Raw genomic sequence first — 24,978 nt, 5'->3', positions numbered from 1 at the left:
ACGTCATACGCCCGTTATTGAGCAATATAAAACAGGTAAACGCAAAAAAGCCAGATAACAAGTATCTGGCTTTTTTATTGCTATTTTTAGATGATTAATGAATCAATGATTTTAATCGTCAAATATAGCTGTATTACGAGTTGTTACCACGGTTGCCGCCGTTTGGACGACCTTGGCCACGGCTGTCAGAACGACCAGCTGGACGACCTTGGCTACCGCTTGGACGACCGCGACCAGTTGCAGCACGCTCACCACGTGGAACGCCATTGCTATCACCGCGGCTTGGGCCACCAGTGCGCTTACCTTGATACGGCTTGCCACCTGAACGCTCATTTGGTTTGCCTGACGTGTCACGTGGCTTACCTTGATAACCGCTGTCGTTGCTAGCGCGTTGACCAGTTGGAGCGCTGTCGCTTGAACGACCACGACCTTGACCACCACCGCTAGATTTACCAGCATAGCCACCGCCTGAACGACCACGGCCTTGACCGCCACCGCCGTTAGAACGACCACGACCACGGCCACGACCATTACCTTTGTTTTCGCTAGGTACGTAAGTTTTCTTAGGCTCCATACCTTCGATAACACATACTTCCATTTTGCGATCTAAATAACGGTTGATAGCGTTAAGCTGTGGACGATCATCCATGCTACATAGGCTGATAGCAACACCAGTACGACCAGCACGACCACAGCGACCGATACGATGGACGTAATCTTCAGTCTGACGCGGCAAGTCATAGTTGATAACGTGCGAGATAGCTGGGATATCTAGACCACGAGCAGCAACGTCAGTCGCTACTAGGATTTTTACTTTACCATTACGCAAGTCTTGAACGATACGGTTACGCTTGCTCTGTGGCAAGTCACCATGTAGGAAGCTTGCTTTATGGCCCGCTTCTTGTAGCTGCTTAGCCAATTTCTCAGTGCTACGTTTGGTAGCAGCAAAGATAATGATTTGTTCCATATCTTGCTGGCAAACGATTTTGTCAAGTAAACGGTTTTTGTGATCAAAGTCATCACAGTAGTACACTTTTTCTTCGATATGTGCAGATTCTACTTTGATTGATACGCGTTCGGGGTTCTTAGTGAAGCTAGCAGCGATTTTACCTACTGGGCCATCCCAAGTTGCTGAACACATGATCGTTTGACGATCGATTGGCGCTGCACGAAGGATATCACTGATGTCATCAGCAAAACCCATGTCTAGCATACGGTCAGCTTCGTCAAGTACCAATACTTCTAGGTTTGACAAATCAACGCGACCTGCATTGATATGGTCAAGTAGACGACCAGGAGTTGCAACGATTACTTGAACTCCTTTTTTCAAAGCAGTGATCTGACCGTTGTATGGTGCGCCGCCAACTAATGGCACACAAAATAGACCACGCATGTCTTTAGAATAAGTGCGAACGCTGTCATGTACTTGCTGAGCAAGTTCACGCGTTGGCGTTAGGATAAGTGCTTTGGTTAGTTTGTCAAAGCTAGTAGCACGGCTCAAACGGTCAAGTACAGGGATAACGAAAGCCGCTGTTTTACCACTACCCGTTTGCGCTGACAATAAAAGGTCACGACCGGCTAGAGCAAAAGGAATAGCTTGTTCTTGAATAGGGGTTGGATTGGTATAGCCACTGCGATCAAGCGCAGTAAGAATTGGCTTAGCAATGCCAAGATCAGTAAAAGTGATTTTGTTTTCTTCAGTGGCGTCAGTAGCAGCCGCTTGAGTATTATTATCAGTATTTGGAGTGTCAGTGCTTTCGATGATGCCGTTTTCAGCGGCGATTGCAGATAAGATGTCAGTCATAAGAATCCTTGGTAAGTATAAGTTGCTGTAAATTCAGCAAACTTGATGCATACCACTGATAACCGTTCACCACGCTGCTCTTATTAGCATTACCGAGCAATATAAAATTGTCGATAATTAGAAACCAAGCCAATAGAGCTTAGCGTCTTTATAATAAATGCGTTCGTGCTGTCTGACGTATTTTGGTGGTAGTGCCGAGTGTCTTATCCTTGCTTGATATACGCTCATTATCAATGCTTTGTCCAAAGCAGATAAAGGCAAACAGCAACCAATCTAGACCCTAGTTATAGGCCAGTAGATAAGATATGAGTCAAAAATAACGGATATTTTTAAAGGTTATTTAAGTACACAAAATCATCGGCAACAATTACTTATGGTCATCCTAGACCCAAAATCGCAGGCGATGTTATCAATCTCATAATTCACGAAAGCCTAAGCTAACGTGGCGACGCAGTATAGCACAATAAAAAAATATATGTACCTATTTCTTCAGTTACTGAGTAAATAAGCACTAACAGTGTTGATAATAAACAAGTTTAGGTATTTTATTTGATAACTAAAGCAAAATTGAATAACTAAAGTAAATGAACTATTAGCGATTTATCTATCGTACTACTTTAACTTCTGTTACATAAGTAGGTAGCTGCCACGCCCCGCCTGCCTCGATTAAGCGGCACAGTCCAGTGGTGCTTTCATGGCTTTTTTCAAATGCACGGCCCGTCCATAGCCAATCAGTTTTGCTCATGCAATCACCGATGCCGCGCCCTTTTTGTACAGAGGTAAGCTTGCCTTTATCGTAGCCAGTAGCATTGGTCGTCACCAACGTTGGCTTATAAGGTTTACTATCATTGATCACCCAAACCCCTGCTCCAGCGTTATAAGCGCCCGTCCAGCACTCATGCTGTGCCAACAGTTTCGAGCCATTTAGACGACTGATACGCCAAGGTGATTTGTCTGAAAGATTGGGACAAACGCTGTCTGCATCTTTCATTGTGCCTTTTACCAACGCTGCCAACTGAGAGGACCTCATCACAAACTTTTTGTCATTACCATCATCAGCCTTGGCACTTGGCACTGCAAACCGCAGTACTGGCGCAGCTTTGGGAGGCAATATACCGCCACTAGATTTAACAGCATCGTCATTTTTAATAAAAGCACTGGATGTACCAACGCGACCTTGGAACTCATCGGCTTTTAGCATGGCAGCACTGGCACCTTTGTCAGAGAGCTGCCAACGTGAATTGCGCAAGGCCAACGTAATTTTGCTAGATTTGGTCAACGCCTCTAACAATGCAGTTACCTGCGCTTGAGTAAGCTCAGCGTTACCTGCGGCCGCTGAATACGGCTTAGTCTCGCCATAATCCTTGTCATTAATAAACAACGAGATGCGATGACGATTACCGAGCTGCATTAGGGCCTTAGACGAGCTGTCCTTTGCCCCGCCAAGCTTTACTTTACCATCCACGCCAGCATTCGCACCTGCACGGCGTACGAGCAATATAGAAACCGGGAACTCGCTGTTATTCTCTGCTTGATACCCTGCCAGCCGGCACGTACGCGTATTATCACAGGCGACTTGCCAGTCTTGACTGGTAAACTCAGTCGATGTACTGGCCATACTGGTGGCACTAAATAAAGCGGTACTAAGCGCTGCAAGTACAGGCAGTAATATTTTATTTTTTATCATATAGGCGGGTTGTTCTTTTATTTTTTTAGGTATGTTGTCTGAATAATACTCTACAGTGATGTTTTTGGGATTTTTATTAAACTGGGCACTATCTTTATAGCTATTGTCATCATACTTATTATCGTCATAGGTAATCCCTGACCTACTAACACCAGTTAAATCAGCGCCTTTTGATAGCGACATATCGTTTATATAATTATTGTCTTTCATAATCATCACCTTTCAGTAGAAGAAGTATAAACACCTGTCTATTGTAATGGTGCTCGGCTATCTTAACGCACTAGTGTTTCTATCTGTTGTACTAATGTATCATTGTGTAAAGACAAAAGGAAGACCTAGCATAAAATATATTCATTTTTATGAATATAAATAAAAAGGCTGATAAGCTATTTGCTTATCAGCCTTGCTGCTGTGTTTAAGGTTTGTTTATGCTTAAACTGTACTACTAGATCTAAACTGTATTGGATACTTAGTTTAGTCGATTGGTTTTAGCTCTAGCGCTACTGCACGTTTAACCGCAGGACGTTTAGCGATTTTCTTAGCCCAACGCTGCAAGTGTTTATAGTCTTCTACTTGTAAAAATTCTGCTGCGTCATAGAGCTTACCTAGTGCCAACTGACCATACCAAGACCAGACAATCATATCCGCAATGTTGTAATCAGATTCATCATTGCCGCATAGGTACTCATGGTCTTTTAGATGCGTATCTAATACATCGAGCTGGCGCTTGGTTTCCATCGTATAGCGGTTGATTGGATACTCTAAAGGTTCAGGCGCATACGCATAAAAGTGCCCAAAGCCGCCACCTAAGAAAGGCGCGCTACCCATTTGCCACATAATCCAAGACAGACAATCTGCTCGCGCTTTGCCAGTAGACAGTGGCAGGAACTTATCAAACTTTTCTGCTAGATACATTAAGATAGCGCCCGACTCAAACAGTGCTATCGGCTCGCCTGCTGTATCAGTAGAATGATCGACCAAAGCTGGAATCTTTGAATTAGGGTTTATCTCTACAAACCCTGAGCCAAACTGCTCACCTTTAGAAATATCAATTTTGTAGGCATCATATGCTGCCCCGTCAATACCAAGTTCGGCCAGCTCTTCTAATAGTATGTTTACCTTGACACCATTTGGTGTGTTTAATGAGTACAGCTGTAACGGAGCATCGCCAACAGGCAGCTCTTTATCATAGCGAGCTCCAGACGTTGGACTATTAATACTAGCAAATTTGCCGCCATTATCTTTATCTTGCGTCCAAACTTTTGGTGGTACGTATTTATTATTATCTTGACTCATAATTTATCCTCGGTTTGTATTTATGACTGCCGCGAAGGTTTACTATAACGAGAACTCGTAACGATATTAAAGTCCTCTCTTGTAATCAATGTTGTGTTTCTACTGCTAAAGTAAAAGAAGATAAGCTATTAGCAGGCACCGGCTTTTTGTCTTATTTCACCTCTTTGCCTTTTTATTAGCTACCTTTCGCATCGTTGCTCTTATATAAGTTATCTTATATCAGTTACTTTGAGTCACTTTTATTATGAGCTAGGCTTTCTTATACTACTCAGCTTGCATAGTGATCTGCTCGCAAATCCGCTATTTTCTTATTCCATAACGAGACGTTCAATGGGACTCACATGGTAACGCTCACCCCAACTCAAGAGAAATACCTACCTTACGTACTAGCGGTAGCGCTATTTATGCAAATTTTAGACGCTACTATTTTGAATACCTCGTTGCCACAAATGGCGCAAGCACTGGGTGAGTCGCCACTAAAGATGCAGTGGGCCGTCATCAGCTACGCATTGACCCTAGCGATTTTTATCCCTATCAGTGGTTTTTTAGCGGATAAATATGGCACACGCCGCGTATTTTTATCAGCGGTCATCATTTTTTGTATTGGCTCATTACTGTGCGCGGCGTCACAAACGCTAGATTTTTTGGTTGCCTCACGTGTGGTACAGGGTATCGGCGGTGCCATGATGACGCCTGTCGCTCGTTTGATATTGGTTAAGTCTTATCCGCGCAATAAGCTGCTCACTGTGATGAATTTCGCTGTAATACCTGCTTTGGTTGCACCACTAGTCGGTCCAGTATTGGGTGGCTATATTGTGCAATATGCCAGCTGGCATTGGATATTTTTGATCAATATACCGATGGGTGTGGCAGGTTTTATCATGGGCAAAAAACTGGTGCCAGCGCTATATGAAGATACTAAGCGTCTTGACTGGACAGGGTTTGTATTGTTTGCCGCCGCTGCCTGCGGATTCACACTGGCTGTTGAGTTTGGTTCGCAGACAGGTCGCGGGGTTTATGGGTTGTTGCTTGGGTTAGGCGCAAGTCTATTGATCGGTGCGTACGTCTGGCATGCCAAACGGCGAGCAGCTCCCCTGTTTCCACTGAGCTTGTTTGATATTCGCACCTTTCGAATTGGTATTACAGGCAATTTGTTTACGCGGCTTGGTATCAGTGCAGTGCCATTTCTGCTGCCCTTATTACTCCAAGTGGTGTTTGAGTACTCGCCTTCGCAGGCAGGTTGGTTGCTTGCCCCGATTGCGGTTGGTGCTATAGGTATCAAACCTTGGGTTAGCAAGATTATTCAACGGTTTAGCTATCGTAAGGTTCTTGTCTACAATACCTTGTTTATGGGTTCGCTTATCATTGTGCTAGCGCAGTTTAATGATGCCTCGCAGTGGCTATGGTTTATACCCATCTTGACCGTCATGGGTGCCTGCAACTCTATGCAGTTCAGTGCGATGAATACGATTACGATTGGCGATTTACAGGGCACACAAACCAGTAGCGGTAATAGCTTAATGGCGGTCAATCAGCAATTAGCGATTAGCTTTGGTATTGCGTTCGGTGCTGCTGTGTTGAATCTATTACGTGAGCGTCTGCAGATGGATACCCTAGTAGCGTTCCAAACCACTTATTGGATATTGGGCATTTTGACCATTCTCTCGGGGCTGTATTTTTTACGTCTGAAACCTGAGGATGGACGCGGTTTATATTAGGATGTGTCTTCAATCGAGACAAGCTTTCTATTAAGTGAGACTTTACGTACGACACGTCTCTATTCTGTATAGCCAAAATGTTAAAAACAGCTTATCTATAGACAGAGAAAAGCCAGTATGCGATTGGATTATCAATCTCATACTGGCTTTTTTTATAACGACTTACATCAACAAATATTATGCGTCATCATCACTCATTTGCGATTGGATGTAGCGCTCTACACCAATACTTTCTATCAAGTCCTGCTGCGTCTCTAACCAGTCTTCATACTCTTCATTGCCATCTTTTAGCGTGACTAATAGTTGGCGAGAAACATAGTCAGACTTGGTCTCACATAAGGTGACGGCATCAGTAATAATATCGAACTTTTGTCTCTCAAGACGTAAGTTGCACTCGATAATTTCTGGTACATCTTCACCGACCAATACCTTGCCCAGTTCCTGCAAGTTTGGCAAACCGCCTAGCAATAAAATACGAGCGATTAGGTCGTCTGACCATTTCATCTCAGCAATAGATTGCTTATATAATGAGTCATTAAGCGCCTCTAGACCCCAATGACGTGCAATACGTGCATGCAAAAAATACTGGTTGATGGCAATCAATGACTGCCCAAGTACTTTGTTTAACGCGCGAATAACTTCTTTATCCCCTGTCATTACCTTTCTCCCTTAATCTCTGTTATTTATGCTAAATACTGTGAATGCTACTTATATGTAGGATGATATTAGACAATATTAGGAGTGACTTCAGCCATCTGGCTTTGTAGGTAATTCGGTAGACCAATCATGTCGATGAGACGGAGCTGCTGCTCAAGCCAATGCGCATGATCTTCTTCGGTATCTTTCAACTGCTCGACCAACATCTCACGCGTGACATAGTCATGCTCTGCTTCGCAAAGTGCGATGCCTTCTTTTAGATGCTTTTGTACTTGGTACTCTAAATCTAGGTCAAACTGCAACATCTCAGGGACAGTCGCACCGATATGGATAGCGTCGACCGACATCTTTGGCGTGCCACTTAACATCAAGATACGGCGGATGATATTCTGTGCGTGTAGCGTTTCGTCTTCCATTTCATGATGGATACGGTCGTATAACTTGCCATAGTGCCACTCAGCGTACATCTCTGAATGAATAAAATATTGGTCACGAGCGGCAAGCTCACCACCTAGTAAGAAATTCAAATAATCAATGACTTTCTGGCTACCTATCATAACGCGTACTCCCCTATTTATTTTTACCGATCACCATACATCCACAATTTATTATATAAGGATAGCATAATTGGCAAACTGATCAGTAAAAATCAAAATCAATAAAATGGCTTCTAATCTCAGGTAAATATAGTAGCATACAGGCGCAGTATAGGGTGTAACGTTATGAACTAAGAATAAGATGCTAATTGAGAATCATAATTAGCTACAACTAGTATGAGCCTATTTAATATAGTTCGTGTTGGTGTATGACTGAGGTTATACGGACGCTTGCACCCTGCTCCTTATGTATAATAAATAGAGTTAAATGCAAAATACTGAATATAATTTATCGTGTTAGGTTTTATTGCATTAGATAATGAGAATTTGTGATTAACAGTGTTTAAACGGCGTACGCTAGATTATCGAGTTTTGCATGGTGTTCGTCTAGGTAGTCATTGACCATCGGCTCGCAGCAGCCACAGCACGTTGCTACATCGAGCGTATCTTTTAGACCATCGAGCGTATCAACACCTGCAGCAATAGCTGCTTTGATTTGCTTTTCTTTTACGTTGTTGCAGATACATACGTACATGGATTGGCTCCTCGGAATACCACTATTCGATAATGACGGCATACGACACTTGTATAAAAAACTTTTGTGATAAGTGTCATTGATAAACGGATAATTTACTGTTTTCTAGCAATTAAAAATTAGCCGTTGAAATCACGTTTATCGCTTGCAGTATAATAACGATAATTATTATCATTTTCAATCACATTCGATATATTTATTCGTTGAGACAGTATCCTTGTATTACAGGCAGTTCATTTATGTAAGTGGATATAAGTGTGCGTGTAACCGAATATTGTCAAAGGTAGTGAATTGACGATGAACTGTAAATTTGCTTATTTTTTAATCGATTTTGTAGATAACTGCTGTTATATTGAACCCCTATTAACGAAGCCCATTGGAATTCTCCTATGTCTGATAATAATTTTACGATACGACCTATCGATTTATTCAAAGTCCTATCTGATCCGACACGTCTAAAAATATTTCAAATTCTTTTTAAAAAAGAAGCACGTTGCGTGGGTGATTTGGTAGATATGCTTGACCAGCCACAACCAACGATATCACGCCACCTAAACCATTTGAAAAAATTGGGTATTTTGAGCTGTGTACGTGATGGTACTTGGATGTGGTATGAGGTCGCTGATGATTTACCAGATTGGTGTCAAGATATCTTAGACATCACCTACGAGCAAATCACTCCTAGAGGCACTAGTAGAGATGTGTCGGATCTTGCTTAGATACTATTGTCCGCTTAGATTTTTGGTTCTTTGACTGTGCTTTATAAAAAGCGTTTAAGACAATAAATCTGCGGCAATGCTCCAGACCAAAAAAGACCTACTTTCGTAGGTCTTTTTTTTGGCTCAGCTATTGATAATTCGACCTAAATTGCGCTAGGTCAAATAATTATACAAGATCTAAGAAGTCGCTGATAAAGGCATTGGCTGGCTGGTGTATCAGCTCCTCTGACGTGCCCACCTGCTCTACTCGGCCTTGATTCATCACGACGATCTCATCTGATACCGCACGTGCTTCTTCTTGATCGTGCGTCACCATGATACTGGTGATACCAAGCTCATGGTGGATGTTTTTTAGCCATGTGCGCAGCTCTTTACGGACTTTGGCATCTAGTGCACCAAACGGTTCATCTAGCAGCAGTAGCTTCGGTTTAACAGCAAGTGCACGTGCTAGCGCTATGCGCTGGCGCTGACCACCTGATAGCTGATGCGGATAAGCATTGGCAACTTGTGGTAGCTGTACGAGGTCTAACAGCTCTGCCACGCGCTTATTGATATCAGCTTTGCTCGGGCGTTCGTTTTTTGGCAACAAGGTCAATCCAAACGCCACATTATCCGCGATGTTCTTATGGCGAAACAGCGCATAATGCTGAAACATAAAGCCGATATGACGTTTTTGGACTGGAGTATTGGTCACATCCAGCTCATCGAACAATACCTGTCCAGAGTCGGCATATTCCAGACCCGCGATAATACGTAGCAAGGTGGTTTTACCGCAGCCTGACGGGCCTAGTAACGTCGTCAGTTTGCCAGTCGGCACCGTAATATTGATATTGTCCAAAGCGGTAAAATTGCCGAATTTTTTATTAACGTTGCGAATCTCAATGCTCATAATCGTATCTCTTATTATATCTTTTGTCGTATCGTGGCAAGTAGCTGAGTAGCGACTGCATCCGTAGTATTAACATCATTCATCAGATAATGGCAGTTATGCCTTGCCAGTACTGTCCGCACTCGTCGATTCAGTAGCGACCGTTGCGTTGGCACTCACTGGTAGTTCAGGTGCGCTGGCAAGCCGCTCAGACTTGGCAAATTTACGCTCTTGTATCTTGGTCATGACTTGCTGAATCAGTAGCGTCACCAAGGCAAGTGCAGCCAATATGCTCGATAAGGCAAACGCAGCGGTAAAGTTATAATCATTATAGGCAATCTCAACCAATAGCGGCATGGTGTTGGTCTCGCCGCGAATGTGACCAGATACCACGCTGACGGCACCAAATTCACCCATCGCGCGTGCATTAGTCAAAATCAAACCGTATAGCAGCGCCCATTTGATGTTAGGCAGTGTCACATGCCAAAACGTCTGCCAACCAGTCGCACCTAAGGTTAATGCTGCTTGCTCCTCAGAGTCGCCTTGAGTTTGCATCAATGGGATCAGCTCACGTGCAACAAACGGAAAGGTCACAAACAACGTTGCCAAAATAATACCAGGCACCGCATATATTACTTGGAAACCCATACTCTCAAGCCAACCGCCGATAGTAGAGTTCAGTCCAAACAGCAGCACAAACATCAAACCTGCAACCACTGGTGATACCGAAAATGGCAAATCTAGCAAAGTGGTGACCAGCTGCTTACCTTTAAACTGATAGCGTGTAACCAACCATGCAATTGCGATGCCCATTACCATATTAATCGGTAAGACAATGCCTGCCGTGATAAGCGTAAGCTTGATGGCTTGTAAGGCTTCAGGATCGACCAACGAGGCGATATATAACTGCCAGCCATTTTTAAAGGCTTCGTAAAACACAGCTAGCAATGGAATGACCAACATGACAATCATGAATAGCACCGCAATAACAATAAAAGTACGACGTATCCATGGGGTATCTTTGGTCGCGGCGTTGCTTTGGTAGTCGTAGCTATTAGATATTTGCATATTAGCGAGCTCCTACACGGCGCGACAGTTTCCACTGCATGATATTGATGGTCAACAAGATAACAAATGATATGAGTAGCATAAATAATGCAACCGCAGAAGCCCCTTGAATATCAAATTGCTCAAGCTTACTGATAATAATGAGCGGCAAAATCTCAGACTGCATCGGAATATTACCCGCGATAAAGATAACTGAGCCATACTCACCAGTGGCACGGGCAAACATCATACCTGCGCCCATCAGCAAAGCTGGCAATAGCTCTGGCAAAATCACTTTACGAAAAGTCGTCAAACGATTAGCGCCCAATACCGCAGCCGCTTCTTCAAACTCAACCGATAGCTCAGCGAGTACGGGCTGCACTGCACGGACGATAAAGGGAAAGCTCACCACAACCAGTGCTAGCCAAATACCTATCGGCGTAAAGGCTACTTGAATATCGAACTTGGCAAACCATTGACCAATCAAGCCGTTAGGCGCATATAAAGTGGCAAGCGAGATACCTGTAACGGCTGTTGGTAGTGCAAATGGCAAATCCACCAAGGCATTAATCAGTGACTTACCCCAAAACTCATAGCGCACAAGCACCCATGCGACCAACGTACCAAATACCATATTGGTCAGCATCGCCAAAAACGACATCCATAAGCTCAGCTTGATAGCGGCAGTGACTTGTGGCTGGGTAATGGTTTCCCAAAAGCCCGTCCAACCCATCTGCGTCGTGGTATAAGCCATCATGGCAAACGGTAGTACCACCAATAACGACAAGCTAAAGACAGTAATACCCATGCTCAGACCGAACCCGGGTAGCACATTGCGCTGACGCAAACGGGTCAGCCAACCTTTTTTATTGCCGGGCTTACTGGCAGAAGAAGATGTTGCACTCATAGTGATGTCCTATTGCCTAACTGATGGTACTTAGCGAGGGTGCTCACTGTAAGACCATTATTACCATTGTTATCAAAATTATTATTGGTCGGCTTATGATATAAAGGACATAGTGCGTACGACCATGTCCTTTATGGGGTGCTTCATGACTGACTGTACGAATAATTGAGTTAATCCGTTTAAGTGTTTAGCGTAGTAGCTGCTCTAAGTAATTGGCTAGCAATTACTGAGGTGCATTAATTGCCAATTGGTCAAATACACCGCCATCACTGAAGTAAGTGCTCATAATCTCATCCCATGTGCCAAAGGCATCATTCGGGCGGAAAGTCTCAACTGGCGGTAATTTGTCACCGTTTTTGTCAAGCACGCTCTTAACGCTAGGACGTAGATATAGATTGGCCGCTAGCTGCTGAGCAGGCTCACTCCATAAGTAATCAAGATACGCTTTGGCAGCGTCTGTAGTGCCTTTTTTATCTGTTACCGTCTTCACAACTGCCACAGGGCTCTCTGACTTGATCGAGTATTTTGGATACACGATGTCTACTTGACCTGCACCAAAATCAGTCGCTGCAAGGTTGGCTTCATTTTCAAACGTGACCAGTACATCACCGATACCGCGCTGTACGAAAGTCGTCGTTGCTGCACGTCCGCCGTTTTCATAGACTTTGACATTTTTTAGCATGTCTTTTACGTAGCCTTTAGCTTTTGTTTCATCTTTATTAAAAGCATGTAGACCGTAACCGTATGCACCCAAAAACGCATAACGACCGTTACCCGTCACCTTTGGATTGGCCATGACAATCTCAACACCGTCTTTGGTCAAATCTTCCCAGTCTTTGATGTTTTTTGGGTTGTCTTTACGCACCAAGAATACGATCGTGCTGGTAAACGGAACCGCATTGTCTGGGAATTTGCTTTCCCAATCTGACTCAACCAAGCCTTTTTTCTCGAGCAGCTCAATATCAGAACCTTGGTTCATGGTAGCAACATCGGCTTGTAGACCGTTGGCAACAGATAGTGCTTGCTTACTTGAGCCGCCATGTGACTGTTTGATTAGGATATTGCTGTCTGGGTTTTCAGCTTTGTAGTGTTCCACAAACAACGGGTTGTAGTCTTTATAGAAGTCACGTGCCACATCGTATGAGACATTAAGTAGCTCGATATTTTGCCCTTCTGTCGTCGCTGAACCATCAGCTGCGGCCTCAGTAGTCTCACTGTTGCTACAGCCAGCTAGACCAAGAGTCAAAGCAACGCCAGCAATACTCAAGGCACTAAGAGTTTTACTTTTCTGTTGATAACGAGCTACGTCTGTCATAAATACCTCAAAGATGTCTGTTGTGTAATGCAAGTATGCTAACAGCGCCATCTTATTATGTTTAATGATGAATATGCGTATGTTATTGCCAAAAGGGAATAACCAGTAAACAAAGCCAGACATATCAATAAGTTGTCAAAATAATCTCTATGTATAACTGACTGTTTGTTTATTAATGGTTTTAGTACTGGCATGCGCCCTATCTATCTTGTCGTGTTTTATTGAAAGCAGCTAAGATAGATAGTTATATAAACTAAGAATTAACGACTACTTAGTACTTGCCAGCTGATCAAAACGGCCACCATCTACAAAGAAAGCATCCATAATCTCTGCCCATGAGCCAAACACAGCCACAGGTTCAAACGTCTCAATATCAGGCAAAGTATCTTTATGAGCAGCTAAAATTTGCTCATCACTTGGACGCATGTACATTTTTGCCATGAGCTCTTGGGCAGGCTTATCCCATAAGCCTTTTAGATAAGTACCAGCCGCTTCCGTCTTACCAGATTTCTCAGTCACTGCCGTTACGACTGCTACTGGGTTGGCAATCGTAATCGAATAGCTCGGATATACGATGTCAACGTTACCCTTTGCAAATTGCTCTGCAGTCAAATGTGCTTCATTTTCGGTCGTGATCAACACATCTCCTAGACCACGCTGGGTAAAGCTAGTCGTCGCAGCACGTGCCCCATTGTCATAAGTGACCACGTTTGCCAGCAGCTTTTTGATAAAGTCATTAGTTTTTACAGGATTTTCATTACTGCTTTCTTTGAATTGGTGCAAGCCGTAGCCATAAGCACCCAAGAAGGCATAACGCGCTGTACCACTGGTTTTCGGGTTCGGGATGACCACATCGATATCATTACGGGCCAAATCTGACCAGTCTTTGATATTTTTTGGATTACCAGCGCGAACCAGTAGCACCATGGTGCTGGTGTACGGCACGGCATTATTTGGTAGTGCTTGCTGCCAGTCAGCAGCGACTAAGCCTTTTTCCACCAATAGATTCATATCGCTCTCTTGGTTAAAGGTCACCACATCCGCTTGCAGACCATTGGCAACAGAGAGCGCCTGCTTACTAGAGCCACCATGCGACTGATTGATATTTACTTTGCTATTTGGGTGAGTCTTCTGGTAGTCGGTACTGAATAAGGTGTTGTAGTCTTTATAAAAGTCGCGAGACACATCATAGGAGACGTTGAGTAAATTGACATCCTGTGTCCCGCCATTGGCACTATTTGCCGCGTCATCTTGCGTTGCTTCTGTTGGACTGCAGCCTGTCATTATCATCGCTGCTGCGAGCATGCCGCTGGTGGCAAGTACACGCGCTTTTACAGGCTTATTATTAGTTGATTGAATGCTAGCAATGCTGATTTGTTGGAATTTTTTTTGCATGATGCTCTCGATAAAAGTATTAGAAGCGTTTTGTCAAAATCTTGACCATCATCACAGAGCCTACAATCTTTTGAGTTCGGTTGTCGGGATGATGCAAGCTATGCTAGCAGCATAAATAGCAAACGCTTAGTGACGAATTAGCTTATCGACTAGTGAAGTTGGCATAAGTGATAGGAGCAATCGTTTTGCATCATTTTGCATCGTTAAGAATAAAATGGGTTGAGTAGTTGCTGACAGGTTTATTAAGTAGACTATGATTTGGGTAGGCTGTACCATTATTTGTACGTCATAAAGTTTGCTGTATTAATGATACTTTCATTATTCCGATACTATGCAAACCTTACCCTCCTACTTGACCAAAGGCCCTTATATGAATACTTCATACCATCAATTTCGTTCTATTGTAGGGCTGATAATGATGACCTCTACCCTAGCTGCTTTAGCAGGCTGTAATAACGTGTCGCCCACTATGAACAGCGCTAACCACAGTGCGGTTGAATCAGTCGCTAGTAAGATATCTGCTTTGCCAGCTATTGAAAGTAATGATTTGAGTGACAATGTCTCAGCAGACAAGTTTTCAACAGATGAAGTTTCAACAAACAAGGTTTCGGCGGATTACGCTACTGCCGACTACGACAAACGAGCACAAGGCTATGATTGGGTTGGCGTGATGGTACGAGCAGATGGTGATCGACAGATTGACATTAAAGTTCGCTCACGCAGCGATATCAAAAAACCTACTTGTCACTTTGATGGCAAGGCAATATTAATGGGGCAAGATACTGCTCACGGTACGATTTTTCAGGCAAAGGTAAATGACAGTAAAGCTTTTTTGCAATTTAAGGACGACAAGCTCATCATCGACAGCCCAGATAAGTATGCACTGAACTATTTTTGCTCAGGTGGTGGCTCTCTTGCTGGAGAATATAAAAAGCTGGCAGCAGGTTTAGAGATTTAGTAGTCATCACTAGCATGTGTTAGGACGTGTTTTTCATTTCAAAAGTAGTGATAAAAACAAAAAGGTGCCAGACCATAAGTCTGACACCTCCTTTATGACTGGCTTAGTACGAGTTATTTATACTGATGATCTGCCTTTATACCGCAGATGCACCCGTTAATTTAACTTCAGCACGCTCTTCTTTTGCAATGCCAGCATAGTAGTCACGCAAGATCTGTAGTACTTCTGGACGGCTAAAGTTTTCTGGTACCACTTCATCTTCTGATAGTGCTTTACGCAGCTTAGTACCTGACACTTTAACGTGCTCAGAGGCGTCATGCGGGCAAGTCTTATCAGAGGCCATCGCATTACAAGCGTTACACCAGAACGTCCAGCCAATTTTGAGCGGTTGGGTGATAAGGTCGTCTTTACCAACATGTTCAAAAATAGTTTGCGCATCAAACGCACCATAGTAATCGCCGACACCCGCATGGTCACGACCGACAATCAGATGGCTACAGCCATAGTTTTGACGGAATAGCGCATGTAACAATGCTTCACGTGGGCCAGCATAGCGCATATCCAATGGATAGCCCGCTTGGATAACGGTATCTTGTCTAAAGTAGTTATCAATTAGCGTTTTGATGGCTTCTTGACGAACTTCTGCTGGGATGTCGCCAGGTTTCAATGCACCTAATAATGAATGAATCAATACACCATCACAGATCTCAATCGCAATCTTAGCCAGATACTCATGGGAGCGGTGCATTGGATTACGCGTTTGGAATGCAGCCACTGTTTTCCAGCCTTTAGCATCCAAGATTGCGCGTGTTTCTGCTGGCGTTTTGTAGATTTCTGGATATAACGTTGGGAACTCGCCTTCACTCAATACTTCAACACTACCGGCAATATTGACGGCTTCTTGGTTCAATACTTGCTGTACGCCTGGATGCTCTGAATCCGTGGTCGTGAATACTTGCTGGCACTCATGTTCTTTATCGATGGTATAGGTTTCTTCTACCGTCAAAATACCCATGACTTCGCCATCTTGAGCGACCAAGGCTACTTTATCGCCTTGGCTTAAATTATCCGCAGTCTCTTTTGGCGCAGACAAAGTGATAGGAATTGGCCAAAACAAGCCAGCATTTTCACCGCTTTGCAAGCGCATGTTGTCTACTACGCCCTGCCAGTCCGCTTGATTCATAAAGCCATTTAACGGAGTGAAGCCGCCGATACCGAACATGATTAAATCACCGCGCTCACGTGAGCTTAAAGTGATGGTTGGCAATGTGCTGGCAAGCTTTAATGCTTGAGCACGTGCATCATCATTTGATAGTAAAGGTTTAAGCACGTCACTACCGTGTGGAGGAACAAGTTTTGATTGAGTTGGGCTTTGAGTTTGAGACATATAGTTATTAAAACCTCTTATAAAAAGAATGGTTGGAAGAGATGAGCAAAAATGCAAAAGCGATTAAATGTACAAAACTGAGAAGAAAGCCGTCGCTAGATAATAAATAGCTAGATAATAAGTAGCGTACTAGCGACTGGGCATTAAATTTGATACGCATAGGCTACCTAACTTTCGTTATGAAAATTTATGCTGTGTTTGGATATGGATATGTCTGAAAGGAATTTATGTTTCTGGGTACAAGCTTATATGATGTATAGCTGAATTATTTACATTGCGAACGGCAATAAAACCTATTACACACGCAAATCATTTTCGTCGCTGATTTTAAGATTAAAAACAAAACTGAGATTACGTCATGTATCAATATAATTACGCTGACCAGACTTTGGTAGAGGAACGAGTTGCCCAATTTCGCGACCAAACCGAGCGGTTTTTGGCAGGTGAGCTGCCAGAAGAGCAGTTTTTGCCATTGCGGTTGCAAAACGGCCTGTACATCCAGCGTTATGCGCCGATGTTGCGTATCGCCATTCCTTACGGTTTGCTTGCCAGCTACCAGTTGCGCAAATTGGCTGAAATTACTCGCAAGTATGATAAAGGCTATGGCCACTTCACGACGCGTACCAATATCCAGCTAAACTGGCCAAAACTAGAAGATGTGCCAGATATTTTGGCTGAATTAGCCTCAGTGCAGATGCATGCCATCCAAACCTCAGGCAACTGTATCCGTAACACCACCACCGATCCATATGCTGGTATCCATAAAGAAGAAATCGCTGATCCACGTCCCTATTGTGAGATTATCCGTCAGTGGTCAACCTTCCACCCTGAGTTTGCTTTTTTACCGCGTAAATTTAAGATTGCTGTGATCGGTACCAATGATGACCGTGCGGCAACCCAAGTACATGATGTCGGTCTACATGTAAAGACAAATGATGAAGGTGAGATTGGTTTTGAAGTATTGGTTGGCGGTGGTCTTGGACGTATTCCTGTCCTTGGTAAAGTTATCAATAAATTCTTGCCACGTCAGCATCTGCTGAGTTATTTAGACGCCATCTTGCGTGTCTATAACTTGCATGGTCGCCGTGATAAAGGCAGTAAATACAGATCGCGTATCAAAATTTTGGTCGAAAGCATGGGCGGTCCAGCGTTTGCCAAATTGGTCAATGCCGAGTGGGAAACCCATACCAAAGACGGCCCATTGACTTTGACTGATGAGAACTTTGCAACAGCGAGCAGCTTCTTTAGTGAGCCTGACTATGTCTCATTCGACGCACTACAAGTACAGTCTGAGCTACAACAGCAACTGAGCGCTGATAAAGACTTTGCCAATTGGTATAACCAAAATACCGTAGCGCACAAAATAGCTGGCTATCGTGCCGTGGTTATTTCTCTTAAGGCAGGTTTGGTCGATGGCAAATATGTACCATCCGGCGATGTCAGTGAATCACAAATGGATGCACTGGCTGACCTGTCTGACAAGTATAGCTTTGGTGAGCTACGTGGTACTTATCAGCAGAATCTAGTATTCGCTGATGTGCAGACCAATAAACTTTATGAGTTATGGCAGCAGCTATCAGAATTGCATTTAGCGCGCGCAAACATTAACACCCTAACAGATATGATTGTCTGCCCAGGTTGGGATTACTGCTCGCTTGCCAATGCAACGACGCACAACATCGCTGAGCAAATCGAAAAACAGTTCGATGACCTAGACTATCTATATGACTTGGGTGAGATTCGCCTAAACATGTCTGGCTGTATCAACGCTTGTGCGCACCATCATACAGGCGATATTGGTATCTTGGGTGTCGATAAAAAAGGTGAACATTGGTATCAGATTAGCCTTGGCGGTAACTCTAGCGACGATGCCAAACTTGGCAAAATCTTAGGAAAGTCTGTGCCGGCTCTTGAGGTTGCCAATACCATACAGCAGATTGTTGATGTCTATGTGGACTTACGTGCCAGCACTGACAATGATGTAGAAAGCTTTGGTCAATTGGTTGAGCGCGTTGGTATTGATCCATTTAAGGAGAAGGTCTATGGCTAATCACCATATTTTGGACAGTCATGGCGTCGATATTGGCAGTCAAGATACATGGCATGTACTTACTACTGATGCACTGCCAGAAAGCATTGTATCGACTAACATTACGTTGCTTGAGCTACTACAAAAACAAGAGAAGCCGGACGTCATCGTGCCACTCGTTGATTTATTAGATACGTCAGGCGCACAGGCTGGTGGTCTGATCAAAGAAGTCTATGAGCTGATCGTACAGCACAGTAGTCGACTTGGACTGTGGGTTACTGCCGATACTGACGCTGATGCACTAGAAGGACTTAGTGAGTTCTTATCAACGCACGCGCTTATCGTGATTGATGTGCCTAAGTTCGCTGATGGTCGTCACTTTAGCTTTGCACGTACGCTGCGCCAGATCGGTTATACAGGCGAGATTCGAGTTGCTGGCGCGTTTGGCCGCGATCAAATTGCTTATATGCTACGCACGGGCGTTGATAGCTTTGTATTGAGCGAGCATGACCTAGAAGCTGACTCTAAGTTTGGCATTGAGCAAGCCTTTACTGCCCTTGCTAGTAGCTATGACGGTCGAAGCGCTTCAGATTTACCGATGTTTGCACAACCGTCAGAGCCTTCATTCGCATAGTTGTCGCATTGACCATTAATTTTATAGTAATACCCGATATTTTTAATCAACACTTTTATATTAACAACCATTAAGGAACGTATTGTGAGCCAATTACACCAAAACCTAGATCTTGACCAAGCCAACCAAGACTTGCAAGGTAAGTCACCTGAGCAAATCGTTGAGTGGGCACTGACTCAAGCAAAAAACCCAATCATCACGACCAACTTCCGTCCATATGAATCAGCGATTTTGCATTTAGTTGCTAAACAGCGCCCTGATATCACGGTATTGTGGGTAGACTCAGGCTACAACACTGATGCTACTTATCAGTTTGCCAACAAGCTTATCCATGACTTGAACCTAAACGTTGTTACCTACATTCCTAAGCAAACGGCTGCACACCGTGACGCGACGATGAATGGTATCCCAGGTATCGATAACCCACAGCATGACGAGTTCACTGAGCAAGTTAAACTTGAGCCATTCCGCCGTGCATTAGATGAGCTAAAACCAGATGTGTGGTTCAATGCTATTCGTAAAGACCAAACTGAGTTCCGCCAAGGTCTTGATGTACTTAGCTTATCGAAAGACGGCGTACTAAAGGTAGCGCCATTGTTTGAAAAAACAGATGCTGATCTAGACGTGTACTTAGATGAGCACAACTTGCCAAACGAGCATGACTACTTTGATCCAACGAAAGTAGAAGAAAGCCGTGAGTGTGGTTTGCATACTCAGCTGTAATTTTAGCTGTTTATGAATTTGAGAAGCCCTTTCTTTGATTTAAGAAAGGGCTTTTTTCAGTTTTTCATTGAACTTAAAACTTTTTTCCTACACGTTTACCTTGTCTATTAATGTAGAACCATTCCCCATCTTTTTTGACATAGGCGGTACCATCTTTAAAAGGATCAATAAATGGAATGTCATCATAGTTTAATTCAATTGCTACATCACCATTTTTGTCAATAAATCCATGCTTACCGTTATCATAGACAAGTGCTAATCCGTTAATGAAGGGGAAGACCATTGCATAGTCTAGCTCTTTGACTACTTGATTCGACCTATTAATGATCATAAACTTATCATCATTATTAACGACGGCTAAACCACCTGAAAACCAAGTCACACTATAATATTCAATGGGTATCACGATATTATTTAGCCTATCTATAAATCCGAACTTTTCATTTTTTTCAACCGCTGCTAGGCCTTCTGTAAAGGAAATAGTAGAATCATATTCATAAGGAATAACTAACTTATTATTAATATCAATGTATCCATACTTCCCTTCGTTCTCAACTGCAGATAAACCCTCATTAAAACCCATTAAATCATCGTACATTATCGGAATAATTATCTGTCCCTGTTTATCAATGACTCCTCTTTTATTATCTACCTCAACCACAGCTAAACCATCTTCAAATGGATAAGTAAGGCTGTATTTGAGAGGTATAACAACTTCACCCTGCATATTAATGTATCCGGATAAGTTGTCCTTATGAACACTTGCTAGACCTTCTACAAAAGCAATTGGAAAGTCATACTGTGTTGGTATTTTTATCACACCTTGCTTATCGATGAATCCATACTTACTACCTTTTATTACGGGCGCGAGTTCACCATCAAACTCACAGTGTTCATCAAATACAACCCCATTTGGTAACTTATAACCTTCAGCCAACGCGCATTCTGCTAGTACATCTGAACTAACTAGCAACCCTAAAATCAGTCCGAAAAAGACAGTACTTGATTTTTTTAGTCTATTAAACGTATTGTTTCGACTCATTATGATGCCTTCATAATTGTTCTGAATTAAAAAATATAAAATTATGCCCTTCTAAACCTCTAGTACGCCTATCATGTCTTATAAAACCTATTCCCTTTCTCACAAAAAACCATCATTAACATGACAAAAACGAATATACTAATGCCAATTCACTAGGTGAGAGTATGCTTGTGATACCTCATAATGGCGGCATTCCTTATATCTTTTCTACCTTTTATAATAAACAATTAAATATATGGTGACATTATGAACACCTTCCCGCTATTTTTTAAATTAGAAGACCGTAAAGTGCTCATCGTGGGCGGCGGCGAAGTGGCACTGCGTAAAGCGGATTTGCTCAGCCGCGCTGGCGCGTGCATTACGATTCTTGCGCCAGATATCAGCCATGAGCTACAAGCTTTGCTAACGGATGATAAACACCAGTTTATCTACGAGAATTATAATAAAACTTATATGTCAGGCGCACGGGTAATCATTGCCGCGACTGACGATGAAACACTTAATCACCAGGTTCATGCAGATGCGACTGAGCTAAACATTCCAGTCAATGTGGTCGATACCCCGCATTTATGTGACTTTATCTTTCCAGCCATTATCGATCGCAATCCCATTGTGATTGGTATCTCATCAAATGGTAAAGCGCCAGTATTGGCACGTCTATTACGTGCACGTCTTGAGACATTAATCCCGCAAGGCTACGGAAAATTAGCAAAGTTGGCAGGTGAATTCCGCAGTGAGGTAAAAGCCAAGATACCAACGCTTACTGGCCGTCGTCAGTTTTGGGAGCGCGCATTTGAAGGTCAAGTTAGCCAGCTCATGTTTGCAGGCAATGAAACTGAAGCGACTGCACAACTGCAAGCTGATTTGGACAGTGCTGCTGCTGCTATCAGTAAGAAAAGCGACGATGCAAATGCGGTTAGAGAGACAGACACGATTGCTGCTACTCTATCCGATGAGTCAGAAAAAAACTTACCAGCCGTTGGCGAGGTCTATATCGTGGGCGCAGGCCCTGGTGATCCAGAGCTGTTGACCTTTAAAGCCTTGCGTCTAATGCAGCAAGCGGATGTGGTGTTTTATGATGCGCTGGTCTCACCGCAAGTTTTAGACTTATGCCGCCGTGATGCTGACAAAGTATTTGTCGGTAAAAAACGCAGCAACCATACGGTCGCGCAATTGGGTATCAATGAGCTGCTCGTCAATCATGCCAAACAAGGTCGCCGTGTCGTGCGTTTAAAAGGTGGAGATCCGTTTATCTTTGGACGTGGCGGCGAAGAGATCGAAAGCCTGCGGGCACATAATGTGCCATATCAAGTCGTTCCAGGTATCACCGCTGCCAATGCCGCTGCTAGCTATGCAGGCATTCCGTTAACTCACCGTGACCATTCACAGTCAGTGCGTTTTGTGACAGGATTTTTGAAAGCTGGTGCACCCAATAGTAATTTTGAGAACTTTTTAAATACTGATGAGACGGTCGTATTTTATATGGGTCTGCACTCGCTGACACGTTTGACTGAAGGCTTGGTTGATGCTGGACGCAGTAGCGAGACGCCGATTGCTATCGTCTCTAATGCGAGTATGCCCAATCAGCAAGTATTGACAGGTACGCTTGCAACGATTGTTGCCAAACAAGAACAAGCACAATTGCCAACGCCTGCCCTCCTAATTATGGGCGACGTGGTCAGCTTGCATCATGATTTGGCTTGGTATAATTTGCAAAATCAGCAGCACAGTCAAAACAGCGATGATATAGCTAAAAATTGGTTGCGTGAAGGGTCAAGAGGTAAAGCAGTAAAACAACCAATAAACCAACAAGCGCACGCCCTATCGATGGTCGCAAATCTTGCGACGCAGCAAGGAGATGGTCTGGAGCAACTGATTATTGACTAGCGATTACTACTGACCTGCAAAACGATGAGTCTTGAATAAGAAGAAAACCCTACCAGTATATTATTGGTAGGGTTTTCTTTTGGCAACAGCGCAAATCTCAACGATTCTTGCTAGAATGAAGACTTTCTACTGCTCACACTTATAGTCTACTTATGCCCATACCTGATGCTAGCTTGCCTTCTTCTTTAACCACGCAAATGAAACCTTTGACCATATTGCATACCTCGGACTGGCACTTGGGGCGACGTCTGTATGGGCGTCTTCGTTACGAAGAGTTTGAGTCATTCCTGCATTGGTTACAAGACACCATCAGCGCACAAAAAGTAGACATATTGATCGTCGCAGGTGATATCTTCGATACCATGACCCCAAGCAATAAAGCCCAAGCGCTGTATTATGAGTTTTTGGGTAAGGTCTCACGCTCCTGCTGTCAGCATGTGGTTATTGTCGCAGGCAATCACGACTCACCAACTTTTTTAGATGCGCCAAGCAATGTGCTTAAGTTTTTGAATGTGCATGTGATTGGCACTGCTTGTGATGACTTGGATGACGAAGTATTGGTCTTGGGTGATGATGACAACAACCCTCATTGTATTATCGCCGCTGTGCCCTATCTGCGCGATCGGGATGTGCGTAGCAGTAGCGCTGGCGAGTCCGCAGATAGCAAAGACGCCAACGTTATCGCTGGTATTTGCGCGCATTATGACAATGTTGCAGATATTGCGAAGGCTAAGCAAGCCGACTTAATCAAAACGCATCAGCGATATATTCCTATCGTTGCCACAGGACATCTATTCGCGTCTGGTGGTAAAACAACCGAAGATGATGGTGTACGCGAGCTCTATGTCGGCTCACTAGGTAAAATCTCCGCCGATATGTTCAATGATGGCTTCGATTACGTTGCACTTGGGCATTTGCACGTACCGCAGCGTGTTGGCGGTCGTGAGAGTATTCGCTACTCAGGCTCACCTATTGCGATGGGTTTTGGAGAGGCCAAACAGCAAAAGCAAGTATTACTGGTACAGTTTGGTGCTGCAGAACATTTTAATAATGGTATCTCAGAGTTGAATGTCGCACCTGATAGTATTACTCCTCATGCTATCCGTACAGCTGCTGACATTGAAGTCGCCCAAGTGAAAAAATCAGTAGATAAATTAGTAGAAAAATCCGCTAAAAAATTGGCGAGTCAGGAACTGCCTTTCATGGATGACTTGTTTGGCTTTGATGAGCCTTCAGATGATGAAGATGTGGCACAATCTACTGCCGTAGAAAATATTCCTGTTAAGCAAGATACAAACAATCAACCAACCTCAGATGACGCCGTGACTAGCAATAAAATACTGTATCGCGATAACGCTAATCAAATGCAAGTAGTGTCCCTGCCCATCCCAAAGTTCCAACAACTGGCGCAAATATCTGGTGACTTAACCACGATTGAGAAAACCATTAGAGCGCTTACGCAATCGGACTCTATTTGGCTAGAGATTGTCTATACAGGCGATGAGATTGTCAGTAATTTGCGTGAGCAAGTGCAAGCAATGGTAGAAGGGTTACCATGCGAAGTGCTTAAGATAAAAAACACTCGTACTTATAATAAAGTGCTCAATCAACAGCAAACATCTGAGAACTTGCAGGATTTGAATGAGATGGAAGTGTTTGAGCGGTGCTTGACGCTCAATGACATACCCGATTCGCAAAAAGACTCATTGCGCGATGCCTATGGTCTGATACTTTATAACTTACGTCATGAAGACAAACAGGCAGAATAATAAAA

General features: G+C 43.5%; 21 protein-coding genes. 8 read left to right on the top strand and 13 right to left on the bottom strand.

Going from position 1 to position 24,978, the window contains the following annotated elements:
• Window positions 1–133: 133 nt before the first annotated feature.
• The 3 genes from V6252_RS03560 to yghU form a co-directional block, all read right to left on the bottom strand.
• Window positions 134–1,804: a DEAD/DEAH box helicase gene (locus V6252_RS03560; protein WP_179799169.1), complete on the bottom strand. Its 1,671-nt coding sequence runs from the start codon at window positions 1,802–1,804 to the stop codon at window positions 134–136.
• 604 nt (window positions 1,805–2,408) lie between these two features.
• A complete protein-coding gene (locus V6252_RS03555) occupies window positions 2,409–3,701 on the bottom strand; it encodes a DUF1176 domain-containing protein (protein ID WP_341609300.1) in 1,293 nt (430 codons plus the stop codon).
• Window positions 3,702–3,965: 264 nt separating this feature from the next.
• Window positions 3,966–4,787, bottom strand: a complete 822-nt coding sequence (gene yghU, locus V6252_RS03550; protein ID WP_341609299.1) for a glutathione-dependent disulfide-bond oxidoreductase — start codon at window positions 4,785–4,787, stop codon at window positions 3,966–3,968.
• A 341-nt stretch (window positions 4,788–5,128) separates the two neighbouring features.
• On the opposite strand from yghU, the gene V6252_RS03545 reads away from it, so the two are divergent.
• A complete protein-coding gene (locus tag V6252_RS03545; protein WP_341609298.1) occupies window positions 5,129–6,505 on the top strand; it encodes a DHA2 family efflux MFS transporter permease subunit in 1,377 nt (458 codons plus the stop codon).
• A gap of 177 nt (window positions 6,506–6,682) precedes the next feature.
• Here V6252_RS03545 and bfr (V6252_RS03540) read toward each other — a convergent pair whose 3' ends face one another.
• From bfr (V6252_RS03540) to V6252_RS03530, 3 genes are all read right to left on the bottom strand, one after another.
• On the bottom strand, window positions 6,683–7,162 hold the full coding sequence (bfr, locus tag V6252_RS03540; protein WP_057760255.1) for a bacterioferritin: 480 nt from the start codon (window positions 7,160–7,162) through the stop codon (window positions 6,683–6,685).
• A gap of 68 nt (window positions 7,163–7,230) precedes the next feature.
• Complete coding sequence (gene bfr, locus V6252_RS03535) at window positions 7,231–7,719, bottom strand: bacterioferritin (protein WP_057760257.1); 489 nt, start codon at window positions 7,717–7,719, stop codon at window positions 7,231–7,233.
• A gap of 382 nt (window positions 7,720–8,101) precedes the next feature.
• Window positions 8,102–8,293: a (2Fe-2S)-binding protein gene (locus V6252_RS03530; protein WP_101205900.1), complete on the bottom strand. Its 192-nt coding sequence runs from the start codon at window positions 8,291–8,293 to the stop codon at window positions 8,102–8,104.
• Window positions 8,294–8,682: 389 nt separating this feature from the next.
• Between V6252_RS03530 and V6252_RS03525 the strand changes: the two genes are divergently transcribed.
• Complete coding sequence (locus V6252_RS03525) at window positions 8,683–9,012, top strand: ArsR/SmtB family transcription factor (protein WP_057760261.1); 330 nt, start codon at window positions 8,683–8,685, stop codon at window positions 9,010–9,012.
• Between the two features lie 166 nt (window positions 9,013–9,178).
• On the opposite strand, the gene V6252_RS03520 is transcribed toward V6252_RS03525, so the two are convergent.
• The 5 genes from V6252_RS03520 to V6252_RS03500 all read right to left on the bottom strand — a co-directional run bounded on the left by V6252_RS03520 (window position 9,179) and on the right by V6252_RS03500 (window position 14,544).
• Window positions 9,179–9,901, bottom strand: a complete 723-nt coding sequence (locus V6252_RS03520) for a sulfate/molybdate ABC transporter ATP-binding protein (protein ID WP_082624600.1) — start codon at window positions 9,899–9,901, stop codon at window positions 9,179–9,181.
• Between the two features lie 96 nt (window positions 9,902–9,997).
• Complete coding sequence (gene cysW, locus V6252_RS03515; RefSeq protein ID WP_341609297.1) at window positions 9,998–10,948, bottom strand: sulfate ABC transporter permease subunit CysW; 951 nt, start codon at window positions 10,946–10,948, stop codon at window positions 9,998–10,000.
• A 1-nt stretch (window position 10,949) separates the two neighbouring features.
• Window positions 10,950–11,834: a sulfate ABC transporter permease subunit CysT gene (gene cysT / locus V6252_RS03510; RefSeq protein ID WP_057760265.1), complete on the bottom strand. Its 885-nt coding sequence runs from the start codon at window positions 11,832–11,834 to the stop codon at window positions 10,950–10,952.
• A 223-nt stretch (window positions 11,835–12,057) separates the two neighbouring features.
• The gene (locus V6252_RS03505; protein WP_102093604.1) at window positions 12,058–13,149 is read right to left on the bottom strand and encodes a sulfate ABC transporter substrate-binding protein; all 1,092 of its coding nucleotides are present in this window, start codon (window positions 13,147–13,149) and stop codon (window positions 12,058–12,060) included.
• Window positions 13,150–13,416: 267 nt separating this feature from the next.
• Window positions 13,417–14,544 (bottom strand): sulfate ABC transporter substrate-binding protein, encoded by a 1,128-nt coding sequence (locus V6252_RS03500; protein WP_341609296.1) that lies wholly within the window; start codon window positions 14,542–14,544, stop codon window positions 13,417–13,419.
• 370 nt (window positions 14,545–14,914) lie between these two features.
• Here V6252_RS03500 and V6252_RS03495 point away from each other — a divergent pair, with 370 nt between their 5' ends.
• Window positions 14,915–15,502, top strand: a complete 588-nt coding sequence (locus tag V6252_RS03495) for a hypothetical protein (RefSeq protein ID WP_341609295.1) — start codon at window positions 14,915–14,917, stop codon at window positions 15,500–15,502.
• A gap of 136 nt (window positions 15,503–15,638) precedes the next feature.
• On the opposite strand, the gene sat is transcribed toward V6252_RS03495, so the two are convergent.
• Window positions 15,639–16,889, bottom strand: coding sequence for a sulfate adenylyltransferase (sat, locus tag V6252_RS03490; RefSeq protein WP_341609294.1), 1,251 nt, complete (start codon window positions 16,887–16,889; stop codon window positions 15,639–15,641).
• 358 nt (window positions 16,890–17,247) lie between these two features.
• Between sat and V6252_RS03485 the strand changes: the two genes are divergently transcribed.
• From V6252_RS03485 to V6252_RS03475, 3 genes are all read left to right on the top strand, one after another.
• The gene (locus tag V6252_RS03485) at window positions 17,248–18,939 is read left to right on the top strand and encodes a nitrite/sulfite reductase (protein WP_341609293.1); all 1,692 of its coding nucleotides are present in this window, start codon (window positions 17,248–17,250) and stop codon (window positions 18,937–18,939) included.
• Window positions 18,932–19,552, top strand: a complete 621-nt coding sequence (locus tag V6252_RS03480; RefSeq protein WP_341609292.1) for a DUF934 domain-containing protein — start codon at window positions 18,932–18,934, stop codon at window positions 19,550–19,552. The genes V6252_RS03485 and V6252_RS03480 overlap by 8 nt, the downstream gene beginning before the upstream one ends.
• A gap of 84 nt (window positions 19,553–19,636) precedes the next feature.
• Window positions 19,637–20,275, top strand: a complete 639-nt coding sequence (locus V6252_RS03475; RefSeq protein WP_341609291.1) for a phosphoadenosine phosphosulfate reductase family protein — start codon at window positions 19,637–19,639, stop codon at window positions 20,273–20,275.
• A 73-nt stretch (window positions 20,276–20,348) separates the two neighbouring features.
• Here V6252_RS03475 and V6252_RS03470 read toward each other — a convergent pair whose 3' ends face one another.
• The gene (locus V6252_RS03470; RefSeq protein ID WP_341609290.1) at window positions 20,349–21,317 is read right to left on the bottom strand and encodes a WG repeat-containing protein; all 969 of its coding nucleotides are present in this window, start codon (window positions 21,315–21,317) and stop codon (window positions 20,349–20,351) included.
• Between the two features lie 246 nt (window positions 21,318–21,563).
• Here V6252_RS03470 and cysG point away from each other — a divergent pair, with 246 nt between their 5' ends.
• Together cysG and V6252_RS03460 are read left to right on the top strand one after the other, a co-directional pair.
• The gene (gene cysG, locus V6252_RS03465) at window positions 21,564–23,204 is read left to right on the top strand and encodes a siroheme synthase CysG (protein WP_341609289.1); all 1,641 of its coding nucleotides are present in this window, start codon (window positions 21,564–21,566) and stop codon (window positions 23,202–23,204) included.
• 152 nt (window positions 23,205–23,356) lie between these two features.
• Entirely contained in the window at window positions 23,357–24,973 is a 1,617-nt protein-coding gene (locus V6252_RS03460; RefSeq protein WP_341609288.1) for an exonuclease SbcCD subunit D C-terminal domain-containing protein, read from the top strand.
• Window positions 24,974–24,978: the final 5 nt, after the last annotated feature.

Origin of the sequence: Psychrobacter proteolyticus (assembly GCF_038155145.1) — a bacterium.
In the GTDB taxonomy this organism is placed as follows: Bacteria; Pseudomonadota; Gammaproteobacteria; order Pseudomonadales; family Moraxellaceae; genus Psychrobacter; species Psychrobacter proteolyticus_B.
This window is presented reverse-complemented; position numbering and strand designations above follow the sequence as displayed.

What these genes read in the sequence shown, in the direction of transcription:
- V6252_RS03555 (WP_341609300.1), bottom strand. Translation starts at nt 3,701, where the DNA reads ATGAAAGACAATAATTATATAAACGATATGTCGCTATCAAAAGGCGCT.
- V6252_RS03480 (WP_341609292.1), top strand. Translation starts at nt 18,932, where the DNA reads ATGGCTAATCACCATATTTTGGACAGTCATGGCGTCGATATTGGCAGT.
- yghU (WP_341609299.1), bottom strand. Translation starts at nt 4,787, where the DNA reads ATGAGTCAAGATAATAATAAATACGTACCACCAAAAGTTTGGACGCAA.
- V6252_RS03495 (WP_341609295.1), top strand. Translation starts at nt 14,915, where the DNA reads ATGAATACTTCATACCATCAATTTCGTTCTATTGTAGGGCTGATAATG.
- V6252_RS03560 (WP_179799169.1), bottom strand. Translation starts at nt 1,804, where the DNA reads ATGACTGACATCTTATCTGCAATCGCCGCTGAAAACGGCATCATCGAA.
- bfr (WP_057760257.1), bottom strand. Translation starts at nt 7,719, where the DNA reads ATGATAGGTAGCCAGAAAGTCATTGATTATTTGAATTTCTTACTAGGT.
- cysW (WP_341609297.1), bottom strand. Translation starts at nt 10,948, where the DNA reads ATGCAAATATCTAATAGCTACGACTACCAAAGCAACGCCGCGACCAAA.
- V6252_RS03520 (WP_082624600.1), bottom strand. Translation starts at nt 9,901, where the DNA reads ATGAGCATTGAGATTCGCAACGTTAATAAAAAATTCGGCAATTTTACC.
- V6252_RS03485 (WP_341609293.1), top strand. Translation starts at nt 17,248, where the DNA reads ATGTATCAATATAATTACGCTGACCAGACTTTGGTAGAGGAACGAGTT.
- V6252_RS03460 (WP_341609288.1), top strand. Translation starts at nt 23,357, where the DNA reads ATGCCCATACCTGATGCTAGCTTGCCTTCTTCTTTAACCACGCAAATG.
- V6252_RS03500 (WP_341609296.1), bottom strand. Translation starts at nt 14,544, where the DNA reads ATGCAAAAAAAATTCCAACAAATCAGCATTGCTAGCATTCAATCAACT.
- V6252_RS03530 (WP_101205900.1), bottom strand. Translation starts at nt 8,293, where the DNA reads ATGTACGTATGTATCTGCAACAACGTAAAAGAAAAGCAAATCAAAGCA.
- V6252_RS03545 (WP_341609298.1), top strand. Translation starts at nt 5,129, where the DNA reads ATGGTAACGCTCACCCCAACTCAAGAGAAATACCTACCTTACGTACTA.
- V6252_RS03470 (WP_341609290.1), bottom strand. Translation starts at nt 21,317, where the DNA reads ATGAGTCGAAACAATACGTTTAATAGACTAAAAAAATCAAGTACTGTC.
- cysT (WP_057760265.1), bottom strand. Translation starts at nt 11,834, where the DNA reads ATGAGTGCAACATCTTCTTCTGCCAGTAAGCCCGGCAATAAAAAAGGT.
- sat (WP_341609294.1), bottom strand. Translation starts at nt 16,889, where the DNA reads ATGTCTCAAACTCAAAGCCCAACTCAATCAAAACTTGTTCCTCCACAC.
- V6252_RS03525 (WP_057760261.1), top strand. Translation starts at nt 8,683, where the DNA reads ATGTCTGATAATAATTTTACGATACGACCTATCGATTTATTCAAAGTC.
- V6252_RS03505 (WP_102093604.1), bottom strand. Translation starts at nt 13,149, where the DNA reads ATGACAGACGTAGCTCGTTATCAACAGAAAAGTAAAACTCTTAGTGCC.
- bfr (WP_057760255.1), bottom strand. Translation starts at nt 7,162, where the DNA reads ATGACAGGGGATAAAGAAGTTATTCGCGCGTTAAACAAAGTACTTGGG.
- cysG (WP_341609289.1), top strand. Translation starts at nt 21,564, where the DNA reads ATGAACACCTTCCCGCTATTTTTTAAATTAGAAGACCGTAAAGTGCTC.